Genomic DNA, 23069 nt, shown 5'->3' with positions numbered 1-23069 from the left:
CGGTATCCGCCCTCTTCGTCACCCACCACCCTCGCCCTCCTCAGCGGACGGCCTCCGGACGTGGCGCCTTCCTCCCCGTCGCCGCTCCCGACGGACGGGACGGCCTTGGACCCCGGCCTTCTCCGTGCCGCCTCCTGCGTCAGTACGCCTCGCCGACCGGCGGGCGGGCGATCCGTTCGGGTTCGGGCGCGCAGCGCACCGTCACCTGGCGTCCCTCGGGCGGGGGGCAGTCCGCTCCGGTCAGCACACAGGCCCCCGTCCACAGCGCCAGCGCGACCAGGGTCACCCGCGTGGCCTCGTCACCGCGCTCGTCCACCATCACCACGTCGTCGGCGGTCAGCTCCAGCAGGTCCCGCAGTTCCGAGAAGCGCCCCATCAGGTCGTTGTGCGGATGCAGGGTGGTCAGGAGGCCGCCGCTGGTGTTCTCGTAGCCCAGGATGCCGTTGTCGAACAGCCCGCGCGCCGGGCTGTACCCGTTGCCGTCGGGGCTGGGCTGCAACAGTTCCTCGAAGGGTGTCGTTCCCAGCATCTGCCCGAACGCGATCACCTGCCGTACCCTCGACCGCTCCGCCAGCTCCAACGCGGTCCGCGCCATGTCGGAGCTGACCAACAGCAGGCGGGTGTCGGTCTCGGTGAGCACCGCGCACTGGGTGTCCATGTCGGACGCGGTCGACAGCGGCAGGGCGCGCCCGCCCACGGCCATCACCGTGTACGTGGCCAGGAACCGGTCGGGCGAGACCGGTGCGAGCACCCCCACGACGTCACCGAAGCACATGCCCCGTCGACTGAGCCCGGCGGCGGCCTGCTCCACCGTGGCGGCGAAGGACAGGGCGTCCACGCGGTGTCCGGCCCCGCGGATCGACCCCCCGCGCGCGGGGCGTAGCCGGAGCCGCTCGCACAGACCCCCGGTCAGTGATCCGATCGGGTTGTCCCGGCGCGGCAGGTGGCGCCCCGATCGTCCGGTTCCTGAAGACAGCCCTACCCCCATACGTACCCCCAGTTCGCCCATTCGACGGTGGCGCCGCCGTCCGGGTTCGTCACGCCCCCTCCACGTGGCGAACCCGGCGGCGACGTACCGGCCGACGGGTGCGGTCTCCCTCCCCAGGACGCACCACGCGCCGACGCGGTCCTCCACCGGCCCCGGAGACCTCTCCGGGACCGACGGCTCGGGGAACGGCGGTGTCGCACCCCGTCCCCGACGGCCGTTCACGGGACCAGCGCGACCGTGTCACCGCGGTGCCACGAACGTGATGTCCCATGGCCTGAAGCCTAGCGCGTTCACAGCCAGATGCACATGCATCTTGCGATGCACATGCATATGTAGATTCGGTGCGTACGCGAGTTTTCCCGGGGGCGAGCCGGGCGTAACGGGGCAGATGGGACGGCTAGTCCACGGTCCGATGTTGGCGTACCCACGACGCGATCTGCGTACGCGAGTGGAAGCCCATCTTGCGGTTGATGTTGGCCACGTGCCGTGCCGCCGTCGACGGACTGATGAACAGCGCGCGGGCGATCTCGGGGTTGCTCCCGCCCTGACTCACCAGGCGGGCGACCTCCAGCTCACGTCTGGTCAACCGCTGCTCGGGGGTCACCGACTCCGGCGCGGGCGGGGGATCCGAGAGCGCGCCGCGACCGCGCGCGGGGCGGCGGGGCGGGGCGCTGCGGCGCGGCTGGGGCCGCCGTCCCTCCTCGATGAGCCGCTCGCCCTCGCGGACCGCGACCGACAGGCTCAGGGACCGACCGCGCTCCCACCAGTTCACCAGGTGGCGACGGCGCCGACGGGTGCTCTCCGCGTCCCCGAACGGCCACGGCGCCTCGTGCGTGGACAGGCCCAGACGCTCACGCACGCTCATCGCCGCACCCGCCAGACGGCAGGCGGACTCACGCGGCCCCGCACCGAACGCCACCTGGGCGATCGCGGTCAGGGCGCGCGCCGCGTCCGCCCGCTGTCCCGCCGAGTGGCTCAACAGCAGCCCCTCGCTCAGGTAGTCGTAGGCCTGGCCGGTGAACCCCTGGGCGTACGCCACCCGACCGATCCCCACCAGGCAACGCGCCTCCTCGGCCACCGCGCCGATCATCCGCTGGGTGTCCAGCGCCTCCCGGTAACAGCGGTCCGCCGTCACCAGGTCGCCTCCGGCCTCCGCCGCGCGCGCCTGGCCCATGAGGGTGACGCCCACGCCCCACCGGTGGTCGATACCGCGCAACAGCGTCAGCGCGGCGTTGTAGTGGTGGTCGGCCGTGGGGTGGTCGCCCTGCTGGGCGACCAGGGCCGCCCGGGTGCCCAGGGCGATCGCCTCGCCCCACAGGTCGCCCGCCTCGCGGCACAGCCGCAGGGCCTCCTCCACCCGCACCGCGGCCTGGTCCGGCACGTGGTCGCGCACCTCCACCAGGGCGAGCAGGTTCAGCGCGGTGCGGACGAACACGTCGTCGCCCGCCTCACGGCACAGCCGCAGGCCCTCCTCGCCCAACGACACCGCCAGATCGTGGTCGCGCCGCACCCGCGCCAGCTGGGCCCGGCCCACCAGGGCACGCGCACGCGAGGGGGCCTTCGCCGCGTCCTCCAGCTCCAGGAGGCGGTCCATCCAGTGCGCGCCCTCGGCGTGCGTCTGGTGACTCACCCAGTGCGCGACCAGGCTGACGCACAACCGCAGACCCGCCTCGGCCGCGCCGTGCTCCACCGCCCAACGCAGCAGGGAGCGCAGCGTGTCGTACTCGGCTATCACCCGCTGCCGTCCGGAGTCGCGTTCGCTCCAGGGCATGGTCCGGCTCGACTCCAGCTTCCGGCCCAGGTCCTCCGCCAGGCGCAGCATCCGGTCCAGGAGCCGCTCCTGGAACAGCTCCGCCTCGCCCTCCTCGACCAGCCGGGCGTGCGCGAACCGGCGCACGGCCTCCGGCAGCCGGTAGCGCACCCGGCCCTCGAACTCGCCGGTCACCGTGATCAGGGAGCGGTTCAGCAGGGAGGTCAACAGGTCCAGGAGCGCCGGCTCCGGCAGCAGTTCGTCGGTGCACACCTGCTCGGCCAGCTCCAGGTCCCAGCCCCGGAACACCGACAGGCGGCGCAGCAGCACCCGCTCGGCCTCGGGCAGGGCACCGTACACGAAGTCCAGCACCAGCGGCAGTACCTCGCTGCGCGGGACGACCTGCCCCGGCCCCGGCTGGACCTTGGGGGAGGCCAGGTAGGCGCGCAACCCCTCGGCCAGCGCGGCGGGTCCCACTCCGGGCGCGCTCGCGCCCAGCACCTCGATCCCCAGCGGGATCCCGCCCGCCAGGTCGCACAGCACCGTCACGGTCTCCAACTCCTCGCGCGAGAGCGAGAAACGGGGATCGCGTGTGCGGGCGCGGTCCATGAACAACCGCACCGCCTCCGCGCGGGCGGGGTCGGGCGGAGGCCCCTTGCGCGCGGGCAGCGGAAGCGCCATCGGCGTCATGCGCCAGATCGTGCCCCCCGACAGGCGGACGGGGCTCTCACTGGTGAGGAGGACCGACACCGCGGGGCAGGCCGCCAACAGGGCCTCGCCGACCTCCGTCACCTGGTCGGCGACCTGCTCGCACGAGTCCAGCACCAGCAGCAGGCGCCGGTCGCGCAGCGCCTCGGTCACCGTGACCGACAGGGGCTGCCCGGCTTCCTCGACCACGCCCACCGCGGCGCCCACCCGCGCGTACACCTCCAGTGTCGTGCGCGCGTCCGCCAGGTCGGCCATCCACACGCCGTCGGGAAACCACTGGGTGGACTGCTCGGCCAGGCGTATCGCCAGACGGGTCTTCCCCAAGCCGTCGGTTCCACACAGCGTGACGGATCTACTGGAGCCGAGCAGACGGATCAGGTCGCTCAGGTCCCGCTCACGGCCCACGAATCCGGTACCCGGACGCGGGAGGTTGTGCCGCGCGGGCGCGGTCAAAGGTGCCATGGCCTTCACATGTAGGGGCGGTCGGAGGAGGTTCTCACCGGGGTTGAGGGGGGAAGGTCGGCAGAGGCGGACGGTCAGTATGGGAGGTGGTACCCGGAGTTCTGTCTTAGCGGGTGCACGCGCACTGTGCAAGTGCTTCCCGTCGATCCGGGCCCCGTCAGCCACCGTCCCCGGACAAGGCCCAGCCGGTCAACTGCGTCCTGGAGGAGATCGAGAGCTTTCTGAAGATGTTCGCGATGTGGCGGGCCGCGGTCGCCTGGCTGATGGTCAGCCGCTCGGCGATCTCCCGGTTGGACAGGCCCTGTTCCGCCAGCTCGGCGATCTCCCTCTCCCTCGGGGTCAGCGACTCCGGGCCCGAGGGGCTCGGAGCCGGCGGGCGGGGGAAGGCCAGGGCCCGGTCGCGCACCTGCTCCAGGGGCAGGGAGCGCCACGCGTTCCACGCCTCGGCGGTCCGCGTCCCGCCCACGCGCCGTTCCACCGCCGACCGCAGCCGCAGTGTCTCGGCCGAGGGCCGGTCCAGGGACGTCCTCAGGTCCGCGGCCACCCCCACCAGGGCGGCGGCCCTCTCCGCCTCGTCCTCGGCCAGGGCCAGCTCCGCCAGCGCCTCCAGAGCGCGGGCCACCGCGAGCCGCTGCCCGGAGGTGAAACTCACCCGCAGACACGTCGACAGGGGCCCACGGGCCCGCAGGACCTCGCCCTCGGCCAGGTACAGGCGCCCCAGCTCCCGGGCGCAGTGCGTGGTGGCCGGGGCGGCCTCCAGCTCACCGAAGACCGACAGGGCCTCGGAGAACCGCTCACGCGCCCCCGCGAAGTCCCGCAGCTCGGCGGCGAGCGAGCCCAGCCCGTGCAGGCAGCGGGCCACGCTCCACCGGTCACCCAGCTTCTCGGCCACCGAGATACTGTGCTCCAGGTAGGCGGTCGCCTGGGCGGTGTCGCCCCGGCGACGGGCCAGCTGGGCCAGCACGTCGAACGTGGTCGCCTCGGTGATGGGGTCGTTGACCTGGGAGGCCCACTCCCTGGCCCGCTCGGCGTGTCGCTGCCCCTCGTCCAGGGCGCCGGTGCGCAGGGACAGCGCCGCCATGGTGGACAGCGCGGAGGCGGCGGCCCCCGCCTCACGGCAGGCACGTGCCGCCTCCAGGGCGCACATGGCCAGGGCGGACACGCGCGGCGCGGGGTCCAGGTCCAGCCGCAGTTCGGCGTGCAGCGCCAGTGCGCGCGCCCGCAGGTGCGGGGACTGCCGGTCGGGTTCGGTCTCCAGGGTCCGCTCCAGCAGGCGGCTGCCCTCGGCGGCCAGGTCGCGCACCATCCAGTAGGGGCGCTGCGCCACGCACACGCGCAGGGCCTCGTCCACGCGCCCGCGCGAGAGCGCCCAGTCCACCACCCGGGCGTGGTTCTCGCGGTGGTGGTCCAGCAGCCGCAGCCGTACCAGCCGCTCGTTCCACGGCAACGGAGCACGGCACCTCTCGGCCCACTCCTCCAGCCGGGTGACGCAGAAGTGCAGGTAGCGCTCCCACCTGTGGTCCTCACCGCCGCTGTCGGCCAGGTGCTCGGCGGCGTAGGCGCGCACGGTCTCGGTCAGCCGGTAGTGGGCGGTGCCGTCGATCTCGGCGTCCACCACCGCCAGCGACTTGTCCAGCAGGGAGAAGTGCAGCGACAGGATGTCGGCGGGGTCGACCCCCTCGCCCGAACACACGTCCTCGGCGGCCTCCAGGTACCAGGTGGAGAACACCGACAGGCGGTGCAGCAGGAGGCGCTCGGAGTCGGTGAGCAGGTCGTGGCTCCACTCCAGGACCGCGCGCAGGGTCCGCTGGCGCGGCGGGAGGTTCTCCGACCCGTCGCTGGTCAGGAGCTGGAAGCGGTCGTCCAGACGGCGCAGGATCTGCTGCACGGACAGCACCCGGACCCGGGCGGCGGCCAGTTCGATCGCCAGCGGCATGCCGTCCAGCATCCGGCAGATCTCGGCGATGTAGCCCGAGTTCTCCCTGGTCATCTCGAACCCCGAGCGCGCGGCGTGCGCGCGGGTGACGAACAGGCGCACCGACTCGTAGCGCTGGGTGTCGCGCCGGGGGATGGGCGCGGGGTCGGCGGCGTAGGGGTCGGTGGGGGTGGGCCGCGCGGGCAGGGACAGCGGTGGCACCCGCCAGATGTTCTCCTCGGGCACGTGCAGCGGCTGACGGCTGGTCACCAGGATGCGCACCCGGGGGCAGTCGCGCAGCACGGCCTGGCACAGCTCCGCCATCGGCCCCACGGCGTGCTCGCAGGTGTCCAGGAGCAGCAGCAGGTTGCGGGTGCGCAGGGAGGTGATGACGGCGTCCATCATCGTGCGCGAGTCGTCCTGGACCGCCTGGAGGCCGCCCGCGACCGCGCGCAGCGCCTGGTCGTGGGTGGAGGCCTCGCTGAGGTCGACGAAGCGCACGCCGTCGGGGAACCGGCGCATGACGCGCTCGGCCAGGTGCAGGGCCAGACGTGTCTTGCCGATACCGCCGGTACCGGTCAGCGTGATCATCCTGGCGGTGCCGAGGAGTCGGCTCAGGTCGACGATGTCGCGCTCGCGTCCGACGAAGCTGATGAACTCGCCGGCGGACAGGGGAAGGTTGTGGCGGGGAGGAGACATGGCCTCTGGATTGCATAGGACACCGAATCGGCCGTGCCGCCGCGACCGCGCGGACGCGGCGGCACGGGGAACGCCGTTCCCAGTGTCGCACCCGACGACCCCGGCTGTCCCCGGGATGGCCGATTCCGGCACGAGCGGTCCGAAACCGCCCCCGCCGGGCCAGAAGGTGCTATGGAGCGATCACTCCGCGCTCCTCGGGGCCCAGGTGCCGGGGTCGGCCGGACCCTGCTCGCCCGAGCCCATGTCCTTGACCTCGTGGGCGCCCCCGTCGTCGAACGGCGGGAACCACACGAAGGGGATGCCCTTCTTGGAGGCGTACTGGATCTGCTTGCCGACCTTGGCGGCGGAGTGGAACACCTCGACGTTCCACCCGCGCCCGCGCAGCAGCTCGCCGGTGCGCAGGGCCTCCCTGCGGCGCTCGGCGTTCGGCACCACGACCATCACGTCGGTGGGGCAGGCGCGCCCCTCCTCGACCCGCCCCTCGGCGACCAGCTTGGCGAAGATGCGGGTGAGGCCGATGGAGATACCCACGCCCGGCAGCCTCCTGCGGATGAACTGCCCGGCGAGGTCCTCGTAACGGCCGCCCGCGCAGATGCTCCCGTAGCCGGGGTCGTCGTCGAAGGAGGCCTCGTAGACCGTGCCGGTGTAGTAGTCCAGGCCGCGGGCGATGGACAGGTCGGCCACGACGCTGCCCTCGGGCAGGTCGGCCAGGTCGTCCAGGACGAAGGTCAGCTCCTCCAGCCCCTCGTCGAGCAGCTCGGAGGCGACCCCGAGGGCGCGGACCCTCTCGGCGACGTCGGAGCCGGTACCTCGGACACGGGCCAGCGCCAGGCAGGCGTCGGCCTGCTCGCCGGTCAGGCCCTCGGTCAGCAGGATCTCGCGCACGCCGTCGTCACCGATCTTGTGGAGCTTGTCCACGGCGCGGATGACCGCGATCGGGTCCTTGACGCCCAGGCCCTCGTAGAAGCCCTGGAGGACCTTGCGGTTGTTGACGTTGAGCGTCCAGGCGGGCAGGTCCAGCCCGCTGAGCACCCGGTACACGATGCGCGGCAGCTCGGCGTCGAAGTGCAGCGGGACGGAGTCGACGTTGATGACGTCGATGTCGCACTGGGTGAACTCGCGGAAGCGTCCCTCCTGGGGCCGCTCGCCCCGCCACACGCGCTGCGTCTGGTAGCGCTTGAAGGGGAAGGTCAGCTCGTTGAAGTGCTGGGCGACGTACCGGGCGAAGGGCACGGTCAGGTCGAAGTGCAGCCCGAGCCTGGCGTCGGAGTCGTCCTTGGCGTCCGCCTGGACGCGGTGCAGGGCGTAGACCTCCTGGGAGGTCTCGCCCTTGGCCATGAGCACGTCGAGGTTCTCCACGGACGGCGTCTCCACCGACGCGAAGCCGAAGGACTCGAACCCGGCGCGGATATGGTCCAGCCAGCGCTGCTCCACGGCCCGGACCTGGGGGGTCCACTCGGGGAAACCGCTGATGGGAGTGGGGCGGACGATGCGCTGATCGGACATGTGGGGTTCTCGGCTCACAGTTTCGTCTCGGCTTGCGGGCCCCCGGCCGCGGCGCCGTGCGTGTGCACGCGCGCGCACGCGTCGATCGGGGGAGGGCCGGTCCAGTCTACGGGGAACGCGGGCGGCGGGTCGCGGACTCCGGTCCGCGGGGCGGCGGAGCCCCCACCGGCCCACGTGGACGGTTGTGGGCCGGTGGGGCGCCGGAGCGCCGACCCGGGGTGCCGACCGGACCGACGCCGAAGAGCGGGACGTCGGTGGGTGGTCGTCCACTCCGGGACGCCGCCGGGGCTCCCGCGGTCGCGTCCTCGTGCCAGGAGTCTGTTCCGCGACCGCACCTGCCGGTACGGGCCCCTGCCTCCACCGTAGACTCCGCGGACCGCTCCGGACAGGGATTGGCGCGGCCGAAAGCGGCCGAAAATGACCGCTCACAATGTCGTAAAGTCCTCCTTCCCGGGTACGGATGTGTGCTTACCTGTTCACGGTCAGTCCTGGGTGGAGGACCCACCGCCACGGGACGGGCCGTCCAACGCCAGTGGCTTCCCCTCTGCCCGGGAGCCGCGATCCCCACGCCGCCGGGGGTGTGGCATGCCGCACCACTGGGCCGAAACGCCTCCCCCACGGACCGACCGGTGTTAGGTTCCAGGAGCGGTGCCCCCGCGGCGGTACGGACCCCGGAGGGTCCCGTGCCCCTCAGGCCCGGGCCGTGCGCGCCGTCCGCTCCGCCGGCCCGGCACTCCCGCTAGGACTAACTGTGATCGATCCAGCCAACAGCACGAACAACGTCCACGCCTCCACCGAGCTGTCCACCAAGATCATCGTCGCCGGGGGGTTCGGGGTCGGGAAGACCACGTTCGTCGGCGCCGTCTCGGAGATCCCACCGGTCCGCACCGAGGCCGCGGTCACCGCCGCGAGCGCCGATGTCGACGACCTCTCCCACACTCCGGACAAGACGAGCACCACGGTCGCGATGGACTTCGGCCGTATCTCGCTGGACACCGACCTGACCCTCTTCCTGTTCGGCACGCCGGGCCAGCAGCGCTTCTGGTTCATGTGGGACGACCTGGTGCGGGGTGCGCTCGGCGCCGTGATCCTGGCCGACACCCGCCGCCTGGAGGACACCTTCCAGGCGCTGGACTACTTCGAGCGCCAGTACCGGCTGCCCTTCGTCGTCGCGGTCAACGAGTTCGACCCCGAGGCCCTCTACAGCCCGGAGGAGTTGCGCGACGCCCTGGACCTTCCCGCCGAGGTGCCCGTGGTCTACTGCGACGCCCGTGACCGCAACTCCGTCATCCGGGTCCTGGTGACCCTGGTCAAACACGCCATGGCACTGGAGGCCCGCCAGCGTCACCAGCGCCAGCTCGCCTGAGGTACCGGGTGCCCATGGGAGCTGGAGGGCGGTTTCGACCGAACCCTCCGCACATGTGGGCGCCCGGGGTTCTCTCCACGGTTGTGTCCGGCGTTACCCTGTGGTGGTGTTCGGACGAATGGCGGAAAGCGTTCGCCGCTTCCTGGGCAAGCCCGGAGCGGTGGACCTGCGGCCCTATACCAAGCTCCTGTCGGCGATCGAGGCCGAGGAGGATGGTCTGCGTGAGCTCAGCGACGCCGAGCTGACCGAGAAGGCCATCGAACTCGGCAACGCCGAACTCCCCTACGAGCGCGACGACCTCGTGTCGCTGTGCGCCGTCGGTCGTGAGGCCGCCCGTCGCACACTCGACGAGCGACCATTCGACGTGCAGCTCCTCGGAGTCATGTCCCTGCTCGACGGCCATGTCGCGGAGATGGCCACGGGTGAGGGCAAGACCATGGCGGGCGCCCTCGCCGCCGCCGGGTTCGCCCTGCGCGGCCAGCGCGTGCACCTGCTCAGCGTCAACGACTACCTGGCCAGGCGCGACGCCGAGTGGATGCGCCCCCTCTACGACATGCTCGGCGTCACCGTGGGCTGGATCAACGAGGACTCCACGACCGAGGAGCGCAAGGCCGCCTACGCCCGCGAGGTCACCTACGCGGCCGTCAGTGAGCTGGGCTTCGACGTCCTGCGCGACCGCATGGTCACCGACATCGACGACAGGGTCGTGCCGCCGCCCAACGTGGCGATCGTCGACGAGGCCGACTCCGTGCTCGTCGACGAGGCCCGCGTCCCGCTGGTCCTGGCCGGCGCCGCCGAGAGTGTGAGCGCCGACGTGGAGATGGCCGACGTCGTCCGCACGCTCAAGCCGCGTCTGCACTACGAGGTCGACGGTGAGGGGCGCAACGTCCAGCTCACCGACGCCGGGATCGACGCGGTGGAGAAGGCGCTGGACGGCGTGGACCTGTACTCGGAGGATGACACCTCGGTCCTCCCACAGGTCAACCTGGCCCTGCACGCGCACGTGCTGCTCCAGCGCGACGTCCACTACGTGGTGCGCGACGGCGAGGTCCGCATCATCAACGAGTCGCGCGGCCGCATCGCCATGCTCCAGCGCTGGCCGGACGGCCTCCAGGCCGCGGTCGAGGCCAAGGAGAAGGTGGCGCTCAGCGAGACCGGTGAGGTTCTGGACTCCATCACCGTGCAGTCGCTCGTCCTGCGCTACCCCACGCGCGCCGGTATGACCGGTACCGCGATGGCCGTCGCCGAGCAGCTCCGCGAGTTCTACGAGTTGGAGGTCGCGGTCATCCCCTCCAACAAGCCGAACGTCCGCGAGGACCACGGCACGCGGCTGTTCGCCACGCGCGAGGAGAAGGAGGACGCCCTCATCGCGAAGGTGGAGGACGTCCACAAGTCCGGGCGGCCGATCCTCATCGGTACGCAGGACGTGGCCGAGTCCGAACTGCTGGCCGAGCGCCTGCGCGGGGCCGGGCTGGAGTGCGTGGTCCTCAACGCCAAGAACGACGCCGACGAGGCCTCCATCATCGCCGAGGCCGGCACCTACGGCGCCGTCACCGTCTCCACCCAGATGGCCGGTCGCGGTACCGACATCCGGTTGGGCGGCAGCGACATGGCCGACCGCGAGCGGGTGGTGGAGAGCGGCGGCCTGTACGTGATGGGCTTCGGCCGCTACCCCAGCAGCCGTCTGGACGGGCAGCTGCGCGGGCGCGCGGGGCGCCAGGGCGACCCGGGTGACTCCATCTTCTTCGTCAGCATGGACGACGACCTGGTGGTCAACCACGCCCCCGAGACCACGGGGTACCAGACCACCGACGAGGGCGAGATCACCGACGAGGGCTGGCTGGCCATGGTGCAGCACGCCCAGCGTGTGGCCGAGGGGCAGCTGCTGGAGGTGCACCGCAACACCTGGCGGTACAACCAGCTGATCGACGTGCAGCGCGACGTGGTGCTGGAGCACCGCGAGATGGTGCTGACCGGGGACCAGGGCGACCGGCAGCTCAGGGCCGACCGCAAGGAACGGCACGAGGAGCTGGTGGAGGAGCTGGGGGAGGAGGAGGTCGCCCGTGCGGCCCGCCTCATCACCCTCTACCACCTCGACCGGGGCTGGACCGACCACAACGCCTTCCTGTCGGAGCTGAGGGAGGGCATCCACCTGCGCTTCCTGGGCCGCCGGGACCCGCTGGACGAGTTCAACCGCGACGCGGTGCCCGTCTTCAAGGGGTTCCTGGACGACGCACGGGCCCGGGCGGCGGAGAGCTTCGAGGAGCTGGAGGTCGAGGACGGCGAGCTCGACGTCAGCTCGGTGGGCGTCAAGCGCCCGTCGATGACGTGGACGTACATGGTGCACGACCACCCGTTCAGCTCCGCGTTCGAGACCCTGGTGGGCAGGCTCAAGGGCGGACGGGGCAGCGGGGACTGAGAATTACGCTGTTTCGCGATGCGCGGGTCGGGACTAAAGTCCCGGCCCGCGCATTACTTTTGTCAGTTACTCTGCACGAAACGCCGGATGAGCCCGGAAACGGCGTCCCCAATTGCTCTGGCCGGGTTAACATGGCTGAGTTTTCAACGGAACCCGAGACGGTTGGGACTGAATCAACTGTGGTCCACGAGATCGGCGCGCAGGAGAAGATCAGTTATGGGCGGAACGACCGCTTCGCGGGCGGTCCGGTCGGCGGGGGCAGTTTCTGGATCGATGACGACGGCCAGGCGGTCGCCAAGATCGGTGGACCGAAGGAGTGGCGCCCCACGCCCATGATCGACGTCCGAAAGGGCGACGTGTTCAGTGTCGGCGGACAGGCGTGGCGGGTGACCGACATTGTCGACGCGGACACACCGTCCGCATATCTGCTGGCCACGCGAATAAGCTGACTCCGAGCCCCGGGCGCCCGCCCGGGGCTTTCGTTTTTCCCGGTCCGGACGCGGATCGGGTGGGAACTGCAACCTGATGCAACCTTTTCTTGGTTCGTTACGGAGTGTTTCGGTTCCCCGTTGTGCCGGTGCCGCTTCTTTCGCCTGTCGCCCGGGAGTGGTTCTCGTTTCCTCTGATGTTTCTGGGGCCTCTGTGGAGGCTGGGAGTCCAGGGGTGCGACTGTGGAAAGTCTCCGTGTCGATGCAGGTCATGGAGGAAACCGCGTCGCCGACCAGGGCGAATCGAGACGTTCCGGTTATCCGATGGGGGGTGTTCGCGTTACCGCCGCATCGTTAACGTCTGTTGTGCAAGGCGCGCCCCGGTGTGAACAGGGAGGATCCCCCGCTCTCGTCGAGTTCACGGGCCGCTGCGCCCTGCCGCCCCCAAGGTCGGTCCCAGGGGCTGTCCCCCGCCCCTGGGCCTGACCGCCCCCCGCGGCGGCGGGGGAGTCCCCGGCTCTTCGCCTTCCGCTCTCTCCCGTGTCGTCGACGAGTCGTCCGACGGATCGTCGGCGTGTGGTCCAGGAGTCGTCGGTGGGGTGGCGGCGGATCGTTGACGGGTGTTGTCGCCCTCTGGGGGTACCGTCCTCCGGCGGCGTCCCCGTCCCGTGTGTCCACGCGCGGCCTCTTCTCCGCCTCTCCGCGTGCGCCCCACCCGCCGCGCGTGGCCCCTGCCGGCGCTTCCGTCAACGCGGCGCGGTGTGTCCTCCGCAGCAGGGTAGATCACGTTCCAGCACGGCCCTGGTCGCTGTTCGGCTTGCCATTCTGTGGGGTTACGCAGGCCAGGTCTTGCGGTAGAACGCGTTTCAGTATTAGTCTCCTGGTATGCCTGGCCCGGTGAGGGCGCTCCATTCGGGGTGTCAGCGGACGGCAGGCGAGGACCGTCGTCCGTCGAAGTCGGATCGCGCCCCGGCTTCGACGGGCGGCGCGTCTCCCGCTCCCGGGCTCCGGGGGGTGTGGGCCGTGGGTCCGCGGGGTGCGGCGGCGGCCGTCTCAGGCGAGGAGCCGGCAGAGTTCGGTGAAGGTGGGGCACGGCCAGGCCAGTCGGCAGCCCCGGCAGTGGGGCCCGCCGTGGTCGTCCCCGTCGGCGGGGGCGTGCAGGTGCAGGAGGTCCACGCACACACCGGCCAGGGCGGACACCTCGTCGCGCGCGTTCGCGTAGAAGGCGACGTCGTTGATCCGGGCCAGGGCGCTGGAGGAGCCCGCGGTCGGAACCCCGACCGTGTCGGGCTCCCAGGGGACCGCCCGCGCCGAGCGCTCCCGGATTCCCAGTACGCACCGGAGCAGCCTCGCGTGCTCGGAGAGGTGGTCCCTCCCCGACACTGGTCTGGTGAACGGCGGCATCGCTGATCTCCCCCACCGCGTGGATACGCAGCCTCACGTAATAGCACAGCGTATACCCAGCGTCGCTCTTTGTCGCGACACGCGAGGGCGGGGCGGGGGGACGGGGAACACGCCCGGGTTCGAACGGGGTGCGGGCCACCCGGGTCGGGCGGCCCGCCGGAAGGGGGGAAGGGATCTTCCTCAGTGGGGGTGGATCCGCGGGGAGCCCACTAGCCGCAGTTTCCGCCGCAGTTGCAGGAGCCGCCGCTCTGGCAGCCGCAGCCGCAGCTCGAACCGCAGCTGCATCCACGCAGGTCGGGGGTCGTGGTCGGACGGTGAGTCACAGTCCCTCCTCAGGGAGCTCGACAGCGCCCGCGCGCGATCACGCCTGGCCTCCCCCGGTGGGAGGGGGCGTCACGGGCGCGTTTCCCGGAGGGGACCGTGCCCGCTCGCCGACACTCCCAATCGGGGAGGTCGCGCTCGGCGCGGCCGTGACCGAGCGTGTTCCACGGTCGCGCGGAGCGTCGAACCAGCGGTGACCTGGGACGGAACCGGTCCGCTGTCAGGCGAAGAAGGTCGGCGTGACCGCCGGGCGGCGTGTCATTCGGTAGAGCCAAACCTGGCCGACGAACATGACCGGAACCACGGGAACGAGGAACGCCCACACGAACACGGCGACCGTGGAGGGGATCGGCTCGGCGGGCAGCCGCGCGGCGAGCGCCACCACCAGACCGGGCACCGCGATCGCCAGCGCCGACGTGTGCCGGGACAGCATCGGTCCCGCCAGACCGCTGGTCGCCACCAGAACGGCCAGCAGCACCGCGGTCAGGGCGACCGCCGCCGCGAGGGCGGTCCCGTCATCCGGGGCCGGGCCACCGGGCAGCGGCGCCGACGCGGCCGTCAGCGCCACCGCGCCGAGGGCGATCCGCGCGAGCGTCCGGGTGTCCCGGGCGGCGACGTCCGCGCTCTCGGAGTCCGCCGGTCCGACCAGCCGCTCGGCGCCGAAGGCCGCGCCGCGCAGCGCGAACAGGCTCGTGACGGCGATCGTGCAGAGGGGGGTGAACGGGCTCATGGTGAGTCCGTCGGTGAGCAGGCCCGCCACCACCAGGCCCCACGCGGCGGCCAGGGTCCAGCTGCCCGCGACGATCGCGCCGTCGCAGGCCAGGTGCCAGCGGTCGCCGTCCACGCGGGCGCGCAGCCACAGGCCGGCGTCACGGACCAGCCATCCGACCAGCAGGGCGACGAGCACCGGCCACAGTGCGGCCACCGCGTGGTGTTCCAGCGCGGGGAACAGACCGGCCAGGACGCCGACGGTGCTGACCAGCCACACCTCCGAGGCCAGGAAGTAGGGGGCGATCGCGGAGACCACGCGGCGGCGCTGGTCGGGCCCGCGCGCCACATGAGGCATCAGCATGCCGAGACCGACGTCGGAGCCCGCGAGGACGAGGTACCCGACGACCAGCAGGGCGAGGAGTGCGGAGGAGAGGATGTCCATGGAGTCCATGGCTGGGGCCTTCCTGGCTCAGTACGTGTGGACGGGGGCGGCGGGCTCTCCGGGACCCTCGGGGTCCCCGGGAGGCCGAGGATCCGCCAGGGGACCGCCCTCGGGGCCGCGCCGCGCGTAGCGCACCAGGAGCCAGTACGTGACGGCGGCCAGGACCGCGAAGGCCACGGTGAAGAACCCGAACGACACGAGGGCCATCGCCGGGGGCATGGGGGTCACCGCGTCGGCCGTGGTCAGGTGGTGTACGACCGTCCAGGGCTGGCGGTTGGTCTCCCGGAACACCCAGCCGCCGACGCTGGCCAGATAGGGCAGGAACGGGGTGGCGACGAGCGGGACGAGGAACCACCTCCACCGGTCGAGGCCACCGAAGGGCCAGGCCAGCAGCATGACGGGACCGAGGAGGAACATCAACGACCACGCCGTCATCATGGTGATGTCTCCGGTGGCGTTGGCCGCGTGCAGGAGCGGACCGCCCGGGTTCGCGGCCTCGACGGCCTCGATCCCGGCGGCGTCGTAGGTCAGACCGCTCGTGGGCGGGTCCTGGCCGAACAGCCCGAACTGCACCCCGCCGAACGCCGCCACGGGAATGGGCAGGACGCACATCACCAGCGTCGCGTAGCGGATGCCGCGCCGGAAGATCCCGTGGGGGTCGTTGCGTCGGATCAGGTGGTAGGCGCTGGTGGCCGCGACGACCAGGGCGCCGACCAGCGTGGCTCCGGTGACGATGTGTCCGAAGGCCAGCAGGGCCGCGGGGTTGGTCATCAGGGAGACGGGATCGGTCAGGTGCGCGACGCCGTCGACCACCTCGAAGCCCACGGGGTTGCGCAGGAAGCCGTTGGCGACCAGCACCCACCACGCCGAGGCGTACGCCGTCGCGGTGACGACGGCGAAGCAGGCCAGGTGTGCCCACCCGCCCATGCGGTTCCAGCCGAAGATCCACAGCCCGAGGAACGTGGACTCGACGAAGAACGCCGTCATCGTCTCCAGCGCCAGGGGAGCGGCGAAGGAGTAGCCGAACATCTCGTGCAGGCCGCTCCAGTTCAGGGCCAGCTGGAGTTCCATTACCAGGCCGGACAGGATGCCCATGCCGTAGTTGACCAGGTACAGGCCGCCCCAGAACCGCACGGCGGTCACCCGGGACCGGTCGCCGCGCAGCGTGGCGACCAGTTGGGTCGTGAGGATGTACGGGGCGAGCCCGAGGGTCAGCGCCACGAACATGTAGTGGGTCGCGGCGGTCAGCGCGAACTGGAGCCGCGCCAGGAGGAGGGGATCTTCGAACATCGTCGGGCCTCGCGTTCGGCGGTGGGAACGCGGTCAAGCATCCGACGGCGGCGGGGACGGGCACATCGTCCCGGCGGGGACTCCTCGCGGACGTCCGGTGGGGTAGGGGAGGAGAGGAGGGTACTCCGGCGGGTGTACGGAAGATCCCTGAGACGCCCCCGGGACGCCCCGGGGGAGGTTCCCGGGACTTCCGGAGGAGGGCCCCGGAGAGCCTCTCACCTGCTCCACTTCGGTGTGACCAGGGCGGTCTCGTAGGCGATGACGACCAGCTGGGCGCGGTCGCGCACGCCCAGCTTGACCATCGCCCGGCTCACGTGGGTCTTGGCGGTGGCCGGACTGACCACCAGGCGGGCGGCGATCTCCTCGTTGGACAGGCCGCCGCCCACGAGGGCGACCACCTCGCGCTCGCGTTCGGTGAGCCCGTTCAGCCGGACCGAGGGGTCGGGCGTGCTCGGCGGGCGCCGCGCGTAGTCGGCGATCAGCCGCCGGGTGATGCCCGGGGACAGCAGGGCCTCGCCCCCGTGCACGACCCGCACCGCCCGCAGCAGGTCGTGGGGTTCGGTGTCCTTGACCAGGAAACCGCTGGCTCCGGCGCGCAGCGCCTCGAAGATGTACTCGTCCAGGTCGAACGTGGTGAGGATGACGATCCGGGTCCTCTCGGAACCGGGATCGGCCAGAACGCGCTCGGTCGCGGCCAGGCCGTCCACGCCGGGCATGCGGATGTCCATCAGGACCACGTCCGGGCGTTCGGCTCGGGCCAGCCGGACGGCCTCCTCACCGTCGGCGGCCTCGGCGACCACCTCGATGTCGGGGGCGCTGTCCAGGAGGGCGCGGAACCCCGCGCGTACCAGGGCCTGGTCGTCTGCGAGCAGTACCCGGATCAACGGGGCCTCGTTTCGTCGGTGTCGGGGAGGGAGGCGTTGTCGGGAGCGGGAGAAGGGGGCCGGGTGGTGCTGGCGGTGGCGCGGGTGGCGGATACCGGAGCGCCGTCGAGCGGCAGCCGGGCGCGCACCCGGAATCCTCCACCCCGGAGGGGGCCCGCGTCCACCGTGCCGCCCACCAGGGCGGCGCGCTCGCGCATCCCGGTGATGCCGTTGCCCTCCGGAGGCGGCCCGACGGTGCCGTGGCCGTCGTCGGTCACCTCCACGAGCAGGAAGGACGCGTCGTGGGTGATCCGGACCGCGGCGGCGGAGGCACCCGAGTGGCGGACCACGTTGGTCAGCGCCTCCTGGACCGTGCGGTAGGCGGCGGAGTCGGTGCTCACGGGGAGGTGGGCGGGGGCGCCGGTGGTCTCGACGTCCACGTCGATCCCCGCGCCGCGGGTGCCCTCGGCGAGCTCCTCCACGTGGTCCAGCCCGGGAACGGGCGTCCTCGGCGCGGCCTCGTCCACGGCGCGCAGCACACCGAGCATGCCGCGCAGCTCGGTGAGGGTGTCCTTGCTGGTCTGCTTGATGGTGGCCAGCGCCTCGGCGGCCCGCTCCGGTTCGGTCTCCATGAGGTAGAGGGCGGTTCCGGCCTGCACGTTGATGAGGGAGATGTTGTGCGCGACCGTGTCGTGCACGTCGCGGGCCAGCCGGACGCGTTCCTCGGAGGCCCGGCGCAGCAGCTCCTCCTCCCGCGTACGCGTGGTCTCGGCCTCGCGTTCGCGGTCGGCCCGTATGTACTCCTGACGCCAGCGCACGACCTCGGCCGCGCACAGGAGGATGAGCACCCAGGCGACGAGGCCGATCGCCTCGGGGCGGAAGGAGCCGACCAGGGCGACCTCGTAGGCGTTGACCACGACGAACTGGCCGATGCCCAGAGTCCACCCGAACCTGCGGTACCCCCAGCGGACCACGGTGTAGAGCATGACGGCGGTGCACAGCATGACCATGCCGTCGGGGAAGCCCAGGGGGTAGTAGGAGGTCGCGCACAGGACCGAGAGCAGGGCGGTCACGCAGGGGTAGGCGGTCCGCCAGAGGACGGGCAGGCAGGCGGCCACGATGAGCGTGTATCCCCACGGCCAGGGATCGCGGTTGATCGTCGGGACGGGATCGACCAACTCGATCACGAGGGTGCTGCCCAGGGACGTGAACAGCAGGATCAGGGTGATCCAGGTGTCGGTGCGCGTGGGCCGGGGAATGCGGTGCTGGCGCCGCCGTTCCGGGAGTAGTGCTGCCACATCCCCGACAGTACGGTGATCCCCCCGGGGACGCCGTCACCCCGTGGGAGGGTTTTCCGGCCGCGGTGTACGCCCGGGGGAGTAGGCGGGGGCGCCGCTGTCGGCTCCACGGACGCCTGGCCGGGGCCCGGTCTAGAAGACGTGGTCCGGCGGGGCCGGGGAGTCCACGGCGTCGGCGTCGCGCACGACGGCGCGTCCCGACACGAAGCGGTCCAGCTCCTCGCCCTCCAGCAGACGGGCCATCTCCGGGTCGCGGTGCGCACGGCGCCCCAGTTCGTCGGCGGGCAGGGGCCGGTGCGAGGCGGTCAGGACGAGGTTGCCGAACCGGCGCCCGCGCAGCACGCCCGGCTCGGCGGACAGCGCCGTGTGCGGCAGCGCGGTTCGCGCGGTCGCCACCTGGCTCCGCGTGTGGGTGAGGCCTCCCCCGTCACCGATATTGACCACCAGCATCCCGGTGGGCCGCAGGACGCGCGCCAGCTCGGCGTAGAACTCCGCCGACGTCAGCCGGGCCGGGGTGCGCGCTCCCGCGAACACGTCGCTGACCAGCAGGTCCGCGCTGTCGGTGTGCCGCGCCCCGATCCACTCCCGGGCGTCGCCGATGCCCACGCGCAGCTGCGCCCTGCGGTCCCAGGGCAGGCGTCGGCGCACCATCTCGACCAGGGGCGCGTCCACGTCCACCGCGCGCTGCCGGGAGCCCGGACGGGTGTGCGCCACGTAGCGGGCCAGCGTCAGCGCGCCCGCGCCCAGGTGCAGGGCTTCGATCGCCCTCCCGGGGGGCGCCACCAGGTCGGCGGCGTGTGCGATGCGGCGCATGTAGGAGAAGTCCAGGTAGGACGGGTCGGCCAGGTCCACGTGCGACTGGGGCGTGCCGTCCACGACCAGGAACCACGAGTCGGACCGGTCCGCGTCGGCGAGCAGTTCCGTGCCCGGTGCCTCGTCGGACTCCGGTTCCTCCCGCACGTCGCGTCTGCCCACTTCCGCCTCCGTTCGTCGGCTCCCAGGTTATGCACAGGCCCGAGCGAGCGTGTCCCCAGTGGCGCTAGCCTGGGGGTTCCCAAGTTCTTTGCTGATTCCACGAGGAGTGGCCGTGCTACTGCGGATGTCGACCCTGTTCCTGCGCACCCTGCGTGAGGACCCGGCGGACGCCGAGGTGCCGAGCCACAAGCTGCTCGTCCGCGGCGGGTTCGTGCGCCGCTCCGCCCCCGGCGTCTACTCCTGGCTGCCGCTGGGCAGGATCGTCCTGGAGAACGTCTCCCGGGTCGTGCGCGAGGAGATGAACGCCATCGGCGCCCAGGAGGTCCTCCTGCCCGCGCTGCTGCCCCGGGAGTACTACGAGGCCACCGGGCGCTGGGACGAGTACGGCGACACCCTGTTCCGGCTCAGGGACCGCAAGGGCGCCGACTACCTGCTCGGCCCCACCCACGAGGAGCTGTTCACGCTCCTGGTCAAGGGCGAGTACTCCTCCTACAAGGACTTCCCGGTCACCCTGTACCAGATCCAGGAGAAGTTCCGCGACGAGGCGCGTCCCCGGGCCGGTGTGCTGCGCGGTCGCGAGTTCCACATGAAGGACTCCTACTCCTTCGACATCGACGACGAGGGACTCCAGGCCTCCTACGACGACCACCGCGCCGCCTACGTCCGGATCTTCGACCGGCTGGGCCTGGAGTACGTGATCGTGTCGGCCACCTCGGGTGCGATGGGCGGTTCGGCCTCCGAGGAGTTCCTGGCCGTCGCCGAGACCGGCGAGGACACCTTCGTGCGCAGCACGGAGTCCGACTACGCCGCCAACGTGGAGGCCGTGACCACCCCGGCCCCCGAGGCGCGGTCGGTCGAGGGCCTGCCCGAGGCCGTGGTCCACCACACACCGGACACCGCCACCATCCAGACCCTGGTGGACTTCCTCAACGGGGCCGGTCTGGGCCGCGACTTCAGCGAGGCCGACACCCTCAAGAACGTCCTGGTCAAGACCCGCGCTCCCGGCGCCGAGGGGTGGGAGCTGCTGGCCATCGGCCTGCCCGGCGACCGCGAGGTGGACTTCAAGCGCCTGGAGGCCGCGCTGGAGCCCACCGAGGTCGCCCTCCTGGAGGAGGCCGACTTCGCCGCCAACCCGTTCCTGGCCAAGGGCTACATCGGTCCCCGCGCGCTGCTGGACAACAAGGTCCGCTACCTGGTCGACCCGAGGGTCGTCACCGGCACCTCCTGGGTGACCGGCGCCGACAAGACCGACCACCACGTCATCGACCTGGTCGCGGGCCGTGACTTCGTCCCGGACGGCACCATCGACGTCGCCGAGGTGCGCGACGGCGACCCCTCGCCCGACGGCAGGGGCACGCTGTACACCGCCCGCGGCATCGAGATCGGCCACATCTTCCAGTTGGGCCGCAAGTACACCGACGCCTTCCAGGTGGACGCCCTGGGGCCCGACGGCAAGCCCAGGCGGGTCACCATGGGCTCCTACGGCATCGGCGTCTCGCGCGCCGTCGCCTCGATCGTCGAGCAGTCCCACGACGACAAGGGCATCGTCTGGCCGCGCGAGGTCGCGCCCGCCGACGTGCACGTGGTCGGTACCGGCAAGGGGGACCAGATCGAGGAGGCGCTGCGGATCGCCCGTGAGCTGGAGGCCCGGGGCCTGCGCGTCCTCGTGGACGACCGCAAGGGGGTCTCGCCCGGCGTGAAGTTCACCGACGCCGAACTGCTGGGCGTCCCGACCGGCGTCATCGTCGGACGCGGTCTCAAGGACGGTGTGGTGGAGCTGCGTGACCGCGCCAACGGCGACCGCGAGGAGGTCGCCCTGGCCGAGATCGTGGACCGCGCGGTCGCCGCCTGCCGTTCGTGACCCGCATGGAGGGCCCGGACCGTTCCGGGTCCTCCGGACCGTCGGAGCCGGCCCCTAAGGTGACCGGTATGACACTATTGAGCTACGACCGCCACCACGCCGGGATCGTCGCGCAGACGGAGTCGCTCAACGGCGCGATCAGGGGTGCCGACCTGACGGTCCCCGTTCCGAGTTGTCCGGGGTGGAACGTCGGACAGCTGCTGCGCCACCTCGGGGGCGGACACCGCTGGGCGTTGGAGATCGTACGGACACGGGCGGACCAGCCGGCCTCCGACACGCACTTTCGCGATCTGTCCGCGTACACCCACGAGAACCCGGACGAACTGGCTCCCTGGCTCACCGAGGGCGCCACCAGGTTGGCGCACGCTCTGGGTGAGGCCGGGCCGGAGGCGGAGGTGTGGGCCCCCGTGCGGGGAGGGGGATCACGGTTCCTGGCCCGCCGGTTCCTCCACGAGACCGTCGTGCACCGTGCCGACGCGGTTCTCGCCCTCGGCCTCTCCTACACCCTCGACCGGGAGACCGCCCTCGACGCCCTGGACGAGTGGATGGAGCTCGGCTCCCTGCCCCAGCTCTTCGAGGCCCATCCCGAGAGACGGGAGCTCCTCGGCCCCGGACGCACGATCCGCCTGAGCGCCACCGACACCGAGTCCGGGGCGGACTGGTTCGTCGACCTGACCGGTGACTGCGTCGTCTGGAGCCGGGCACCCGAGAGCGCGGCCGTGACCGTGCGGGCGCCCCTGGTCGAACTGCTGCTCCTGGTCTACCGTCGCCGTTCCGTCCGCGACGGGGGCTTCGAGGTCTCCGGGGACGGGCGCCTGTTGGACTTCTGGCTGGATCGGGTCGGCTTCGGGTGAGCGGACCCTACCCCGCCTCGTCGAAGCCGGGCAGGGCGTCCAGCGCCCCGCCCCACTCCAGCGAGCGCACGGTGGTCTCCTGGAGCGCCCGGGCCCCCATGACGCGCAGGTCGGTGTCCCGCGCCGCGGTCAACCACAGGTACGCCCGCGCCGCCGCGTGCTCCAGGCTCACGGCGTAGGCGTCGATGGCGTCGTCGCCGTAGTCCTCCGTGATCGGGTAGGAGGCCTGCGCGGGAGGCGGCTGGACGTCCCGTTCCAGCGCCGCGTTCTGGAGGGCGTCGCGCAGCGTTTTGTGCTCGTGGGCGGTGCTCCCCGCGCGGTCACGGCGTCCCTGGTCCTCGGCCACTCCGCCGATGAACTCGTATCCGTGCACGGCCGCGTGCTCGGTACGCAGCGCCTCTGCCAGCGCCGCGGGACCGGCGTCCGTCTCCTCCCCGGCGGGGCTCCCACTCACCCTGATCACCCGTCTTCCGTCTCGGCTGTGCTCTTCGGAACCTCTGACCCGTGTCCAAGCGGCCGGAGGACAGGCCCTGGTGTGGTGACCGGAAAGGTGCACCGGACCGTCCCCTCCGTCGTGACCCTGCACTTATAGCGCACTCCGACCGTCGAACCTCGCCGTGGGTACGAGATCATCCGGGGTTGGAGCGCTCCCGTCACACCAGCAAGGTGTTCGGCCAGCCCACCAGGGAGTGTTTTCCCGGATGCTTTCGCGCCTGTCGGCGGAGCCGGCACCCCGCGGGCGGCCCATGCCCCCGCTGTGCCCTGCCTCGCGGGCTCGGCGGCATCGCGCAGCGGGGGTCCGACCGTCT

At 71.8% G+C, this 23069-nt stretch carries 16 protein-coding genes; 5 read left to right on the top strand and 11 right to left on the bottom strand.

Translation table 11 applies throughout. The features are described from left to right. Window positions 1–139: 139 nt before the first annotated feature. The 4 genes from D455_RS0114920 to hisS form a co-directional block, all read right to left on the bottom strand. Window positions 140–1135: an AMP-binding protein gene (locus D455_RS0114920; protein WP_017571517.1), complete on the bottom strand. Its 996-nt coding sequence runs from the start codon at window positions 1133–1135 to the stop codon at window positions 140–142. Between the two features lie 250 nt (window positions 1136–1385). Continuing rightward, on the bottom strand, window positions 1386–3899 hold the full coding sequence (locus D455_RS0114915; RefSeq protein ID WP_017571516.1) for a LuxR C-terminal-related transcriptional regulator: 2514 nt from the start codon (window positions 3897–3899) through the stop codon (window positions 1386–1388). 166 nt (window positions 3900–4065) lie between these two features. Continuing rightward, the gene (locus D455_RS0114910) at window positions 4066–6522 is read right to left on the bottom strand and encodes an ATP-binding protein (protein WP_017571515.1); all 2457 of its coding nucleotides are present in this window, start codon (window positions 6520–6522) and stop codon (window positions 4066–4068) included. Between the two features lie 180 nt (window positions 6523–6702). Then, the gene (gene hisS / locus D455_RS0114905; protein WP_017571514.1) at window positions 6703–8028 is read right to left on the bottom strand and encodes a histidine--tRNA ligase; all 1326 of its coding nucleotides are present in this window, start codon (window positions 8026–8028) and stop codon (window positions 6703–6705) included. A gap of 751 nt (window positions 8029–8779) precedes the next feature. On the opposite strand from hisS, the gene D455_RS0114900 reads away from it, so the two are divergent. The 3 genes from D455_RS0114900 to D455_RS0114890 all read left to right on the top strand — a co-directional run bounded on the left by D455_RS0114900 (window position 8780) and on the right by D455_RS0114890 (window position 12262). Then, complete coding sequence (locus D455_RS0114900; protein WP_017571513.1) at window positions 8780–9394, top strand: GTP-binding protein; 615 nt, start codon at window positions 8780–8782, stop codon at window positions 9392–9394. A 118-nt stretch (window positions 9395–9512) separates the two neighbouring features. Beyond that, window positions 9513–11813: an accessory Sec system translocase SecA2 gene (gene secA2, locus D455_RS0114895; RefSeq protein ID WP_017571512.1), complete on the top strand. Its 2301-nt coding sequence runs from the start codon at window positions 9513–9515 to the stop codon at window positions 11811–11813. Window positions 11814–11992: 179 nt separating this feature from the next. Then, window positions 11993–12262: a DUF6406 domain-containing protein gene (locus D455_RS0114890; protein WP_017571511.1), complete on the top strand. Its 270-nt coding sequence runs from the start codon at window positions 11993–11995 to the stop codon at window positions 12260–12262. Window positions 12263–13294: 1032 nt separating this feature from the next. Here D455_RS0114890 and D455_RS0114885 read toward each other — a convergent pair. The 6 genes from D455_RS0114885 to D455_RS0114860 all read right to left on the bottom strand — a co-directional run bounded on the left by D455_RS0114885 (window position 13295) and on the right by D455_RS0114860 (window position 19545). Further along, the gene (locus D455_RS0114885; protein ID WP_026122646.1) at window positions 13295–13645 is read right to left on the bottom strand and encodes a hypothetical protein; all 351 of its coding nucleotides are present in this window, start codon (window positions 13643–13645) and stop codon (window positions 13295–13297) included. 541 nt (window positions 13646–14186) lie between these two features. Then, the gene (locus D455_RS0114880) at window positions 14187–15119 is read right to left on the bottom strand and encodes a cytochrome d ubiquinol oxidase subunit II (protein WP_026122645.1); all 933 of its coding nucleotides are present in this window, start codon (window positions 15117–15119) and stop codon (window positions 14187–14189) included. A 27-nt stretch (window positions 15120–15146) separates the two neighbouring features. Further along, window positions 15147–16409, bottom strand: a complete 1263-nt coding sequence (locus tag D455_RS0114875) for a cytochrome ubiquinol oxidase subunit I (RefSeq protein ID WP_017571508.1) — start codon at window positions 16407–16409, stop codon at window positions 15147–15149. A gap of 215 nt (window positions 16410–16624) precedes the next feature. After that, a complete protein-coding gene (locus D455_RS0114870) occupies window positions 16625–17293 on the bottom strand; it encodes a response regulator transcription factor (protein ID WP_017571507.1) in 669 nt (222 codons plus the stop codon). Next, window positions 17290–18570, bottom strand: a complete 1281-nt coding sequence (locus tag D455_RS0114865) for a sensor histidine kinase (protein WP_017571506.1) — start codon at window positions 18568–18570, stop codon at window positions 17290–17292. The genes D455_RS0114870 and D455_RS0114865 overlap by 4 nt, the downstream gene beginning before the upstream one ends. A 132-nt stretch (window positions 18571–18702) precedes the next feature. Beyond that, window positions 18703–19545, bottom strand: a complete 843-nt coding sequence (locus D455_RS0114860) for a spermidine synthase (RefSeq protein ID WP_017571505.1) — start codon at window positions 19543–19545, stop codon at window positions 18703–18705. 124 nt (window positions 19546–19669) lie between these two features. Here D455_RS0114860 and D455_RS0114855 point away from each other — a divergent pair, with 124 nt between their 5' ends. Beyond that, window positions 19670–21406, top strand: coding sequence for a proline--tRNA ligase (locus tag D455_RS0114855; protein WP_026122644.1), 1737 nt, complete (start codon window positions 19670–19672; stop codon window positions 21404–21406). Window positions 21407–21474: 68 nt separating this feature from the next. After that, entirely contained in the window at window positions 21475–22260 is a 786-nt protein-coding gene (locus D455_RS0114850) for a maleylpyruvate isomerase family mycothiol-dependent enzyme (protein WP_026122643.1), read from the top strand. A 7-nt stretch (window positions 22261–22267) separates the two neighbouring features. Here D455_RS0114850 and D455_RS0114845 read toward each other — a convergent pair whose 3' ends face one another. Continuing rightward, on the bottom strand, window positions 22268–22714 hold the full coding sequence (locus tag D455_RS0114845; protein ID WP_026122642.1) for a ferritin-like domain-containing protein: 447 nt from the start codon (window positions 22712–22714) through the stop codon (window positions 22268–22270). Window positions 22715–23069: the final 355 nt, after the last annotated feature.

Source organism: Nocardiopsis halotolerans DSM 44410 (genome assembly GCF_000341065.1).
GTDB lineage: Bacteria > Actinomycetota > Actinomycetes > Streptosporangiales > Streptosporangiaceae > Nocardiopsis > Nocardiopsis halotolerans.
The sequence above is the reverse complement of the archived record's forward strand: the minus strand, read 5'-3'. Positions and strand labels throughout refer to the sequence as shown.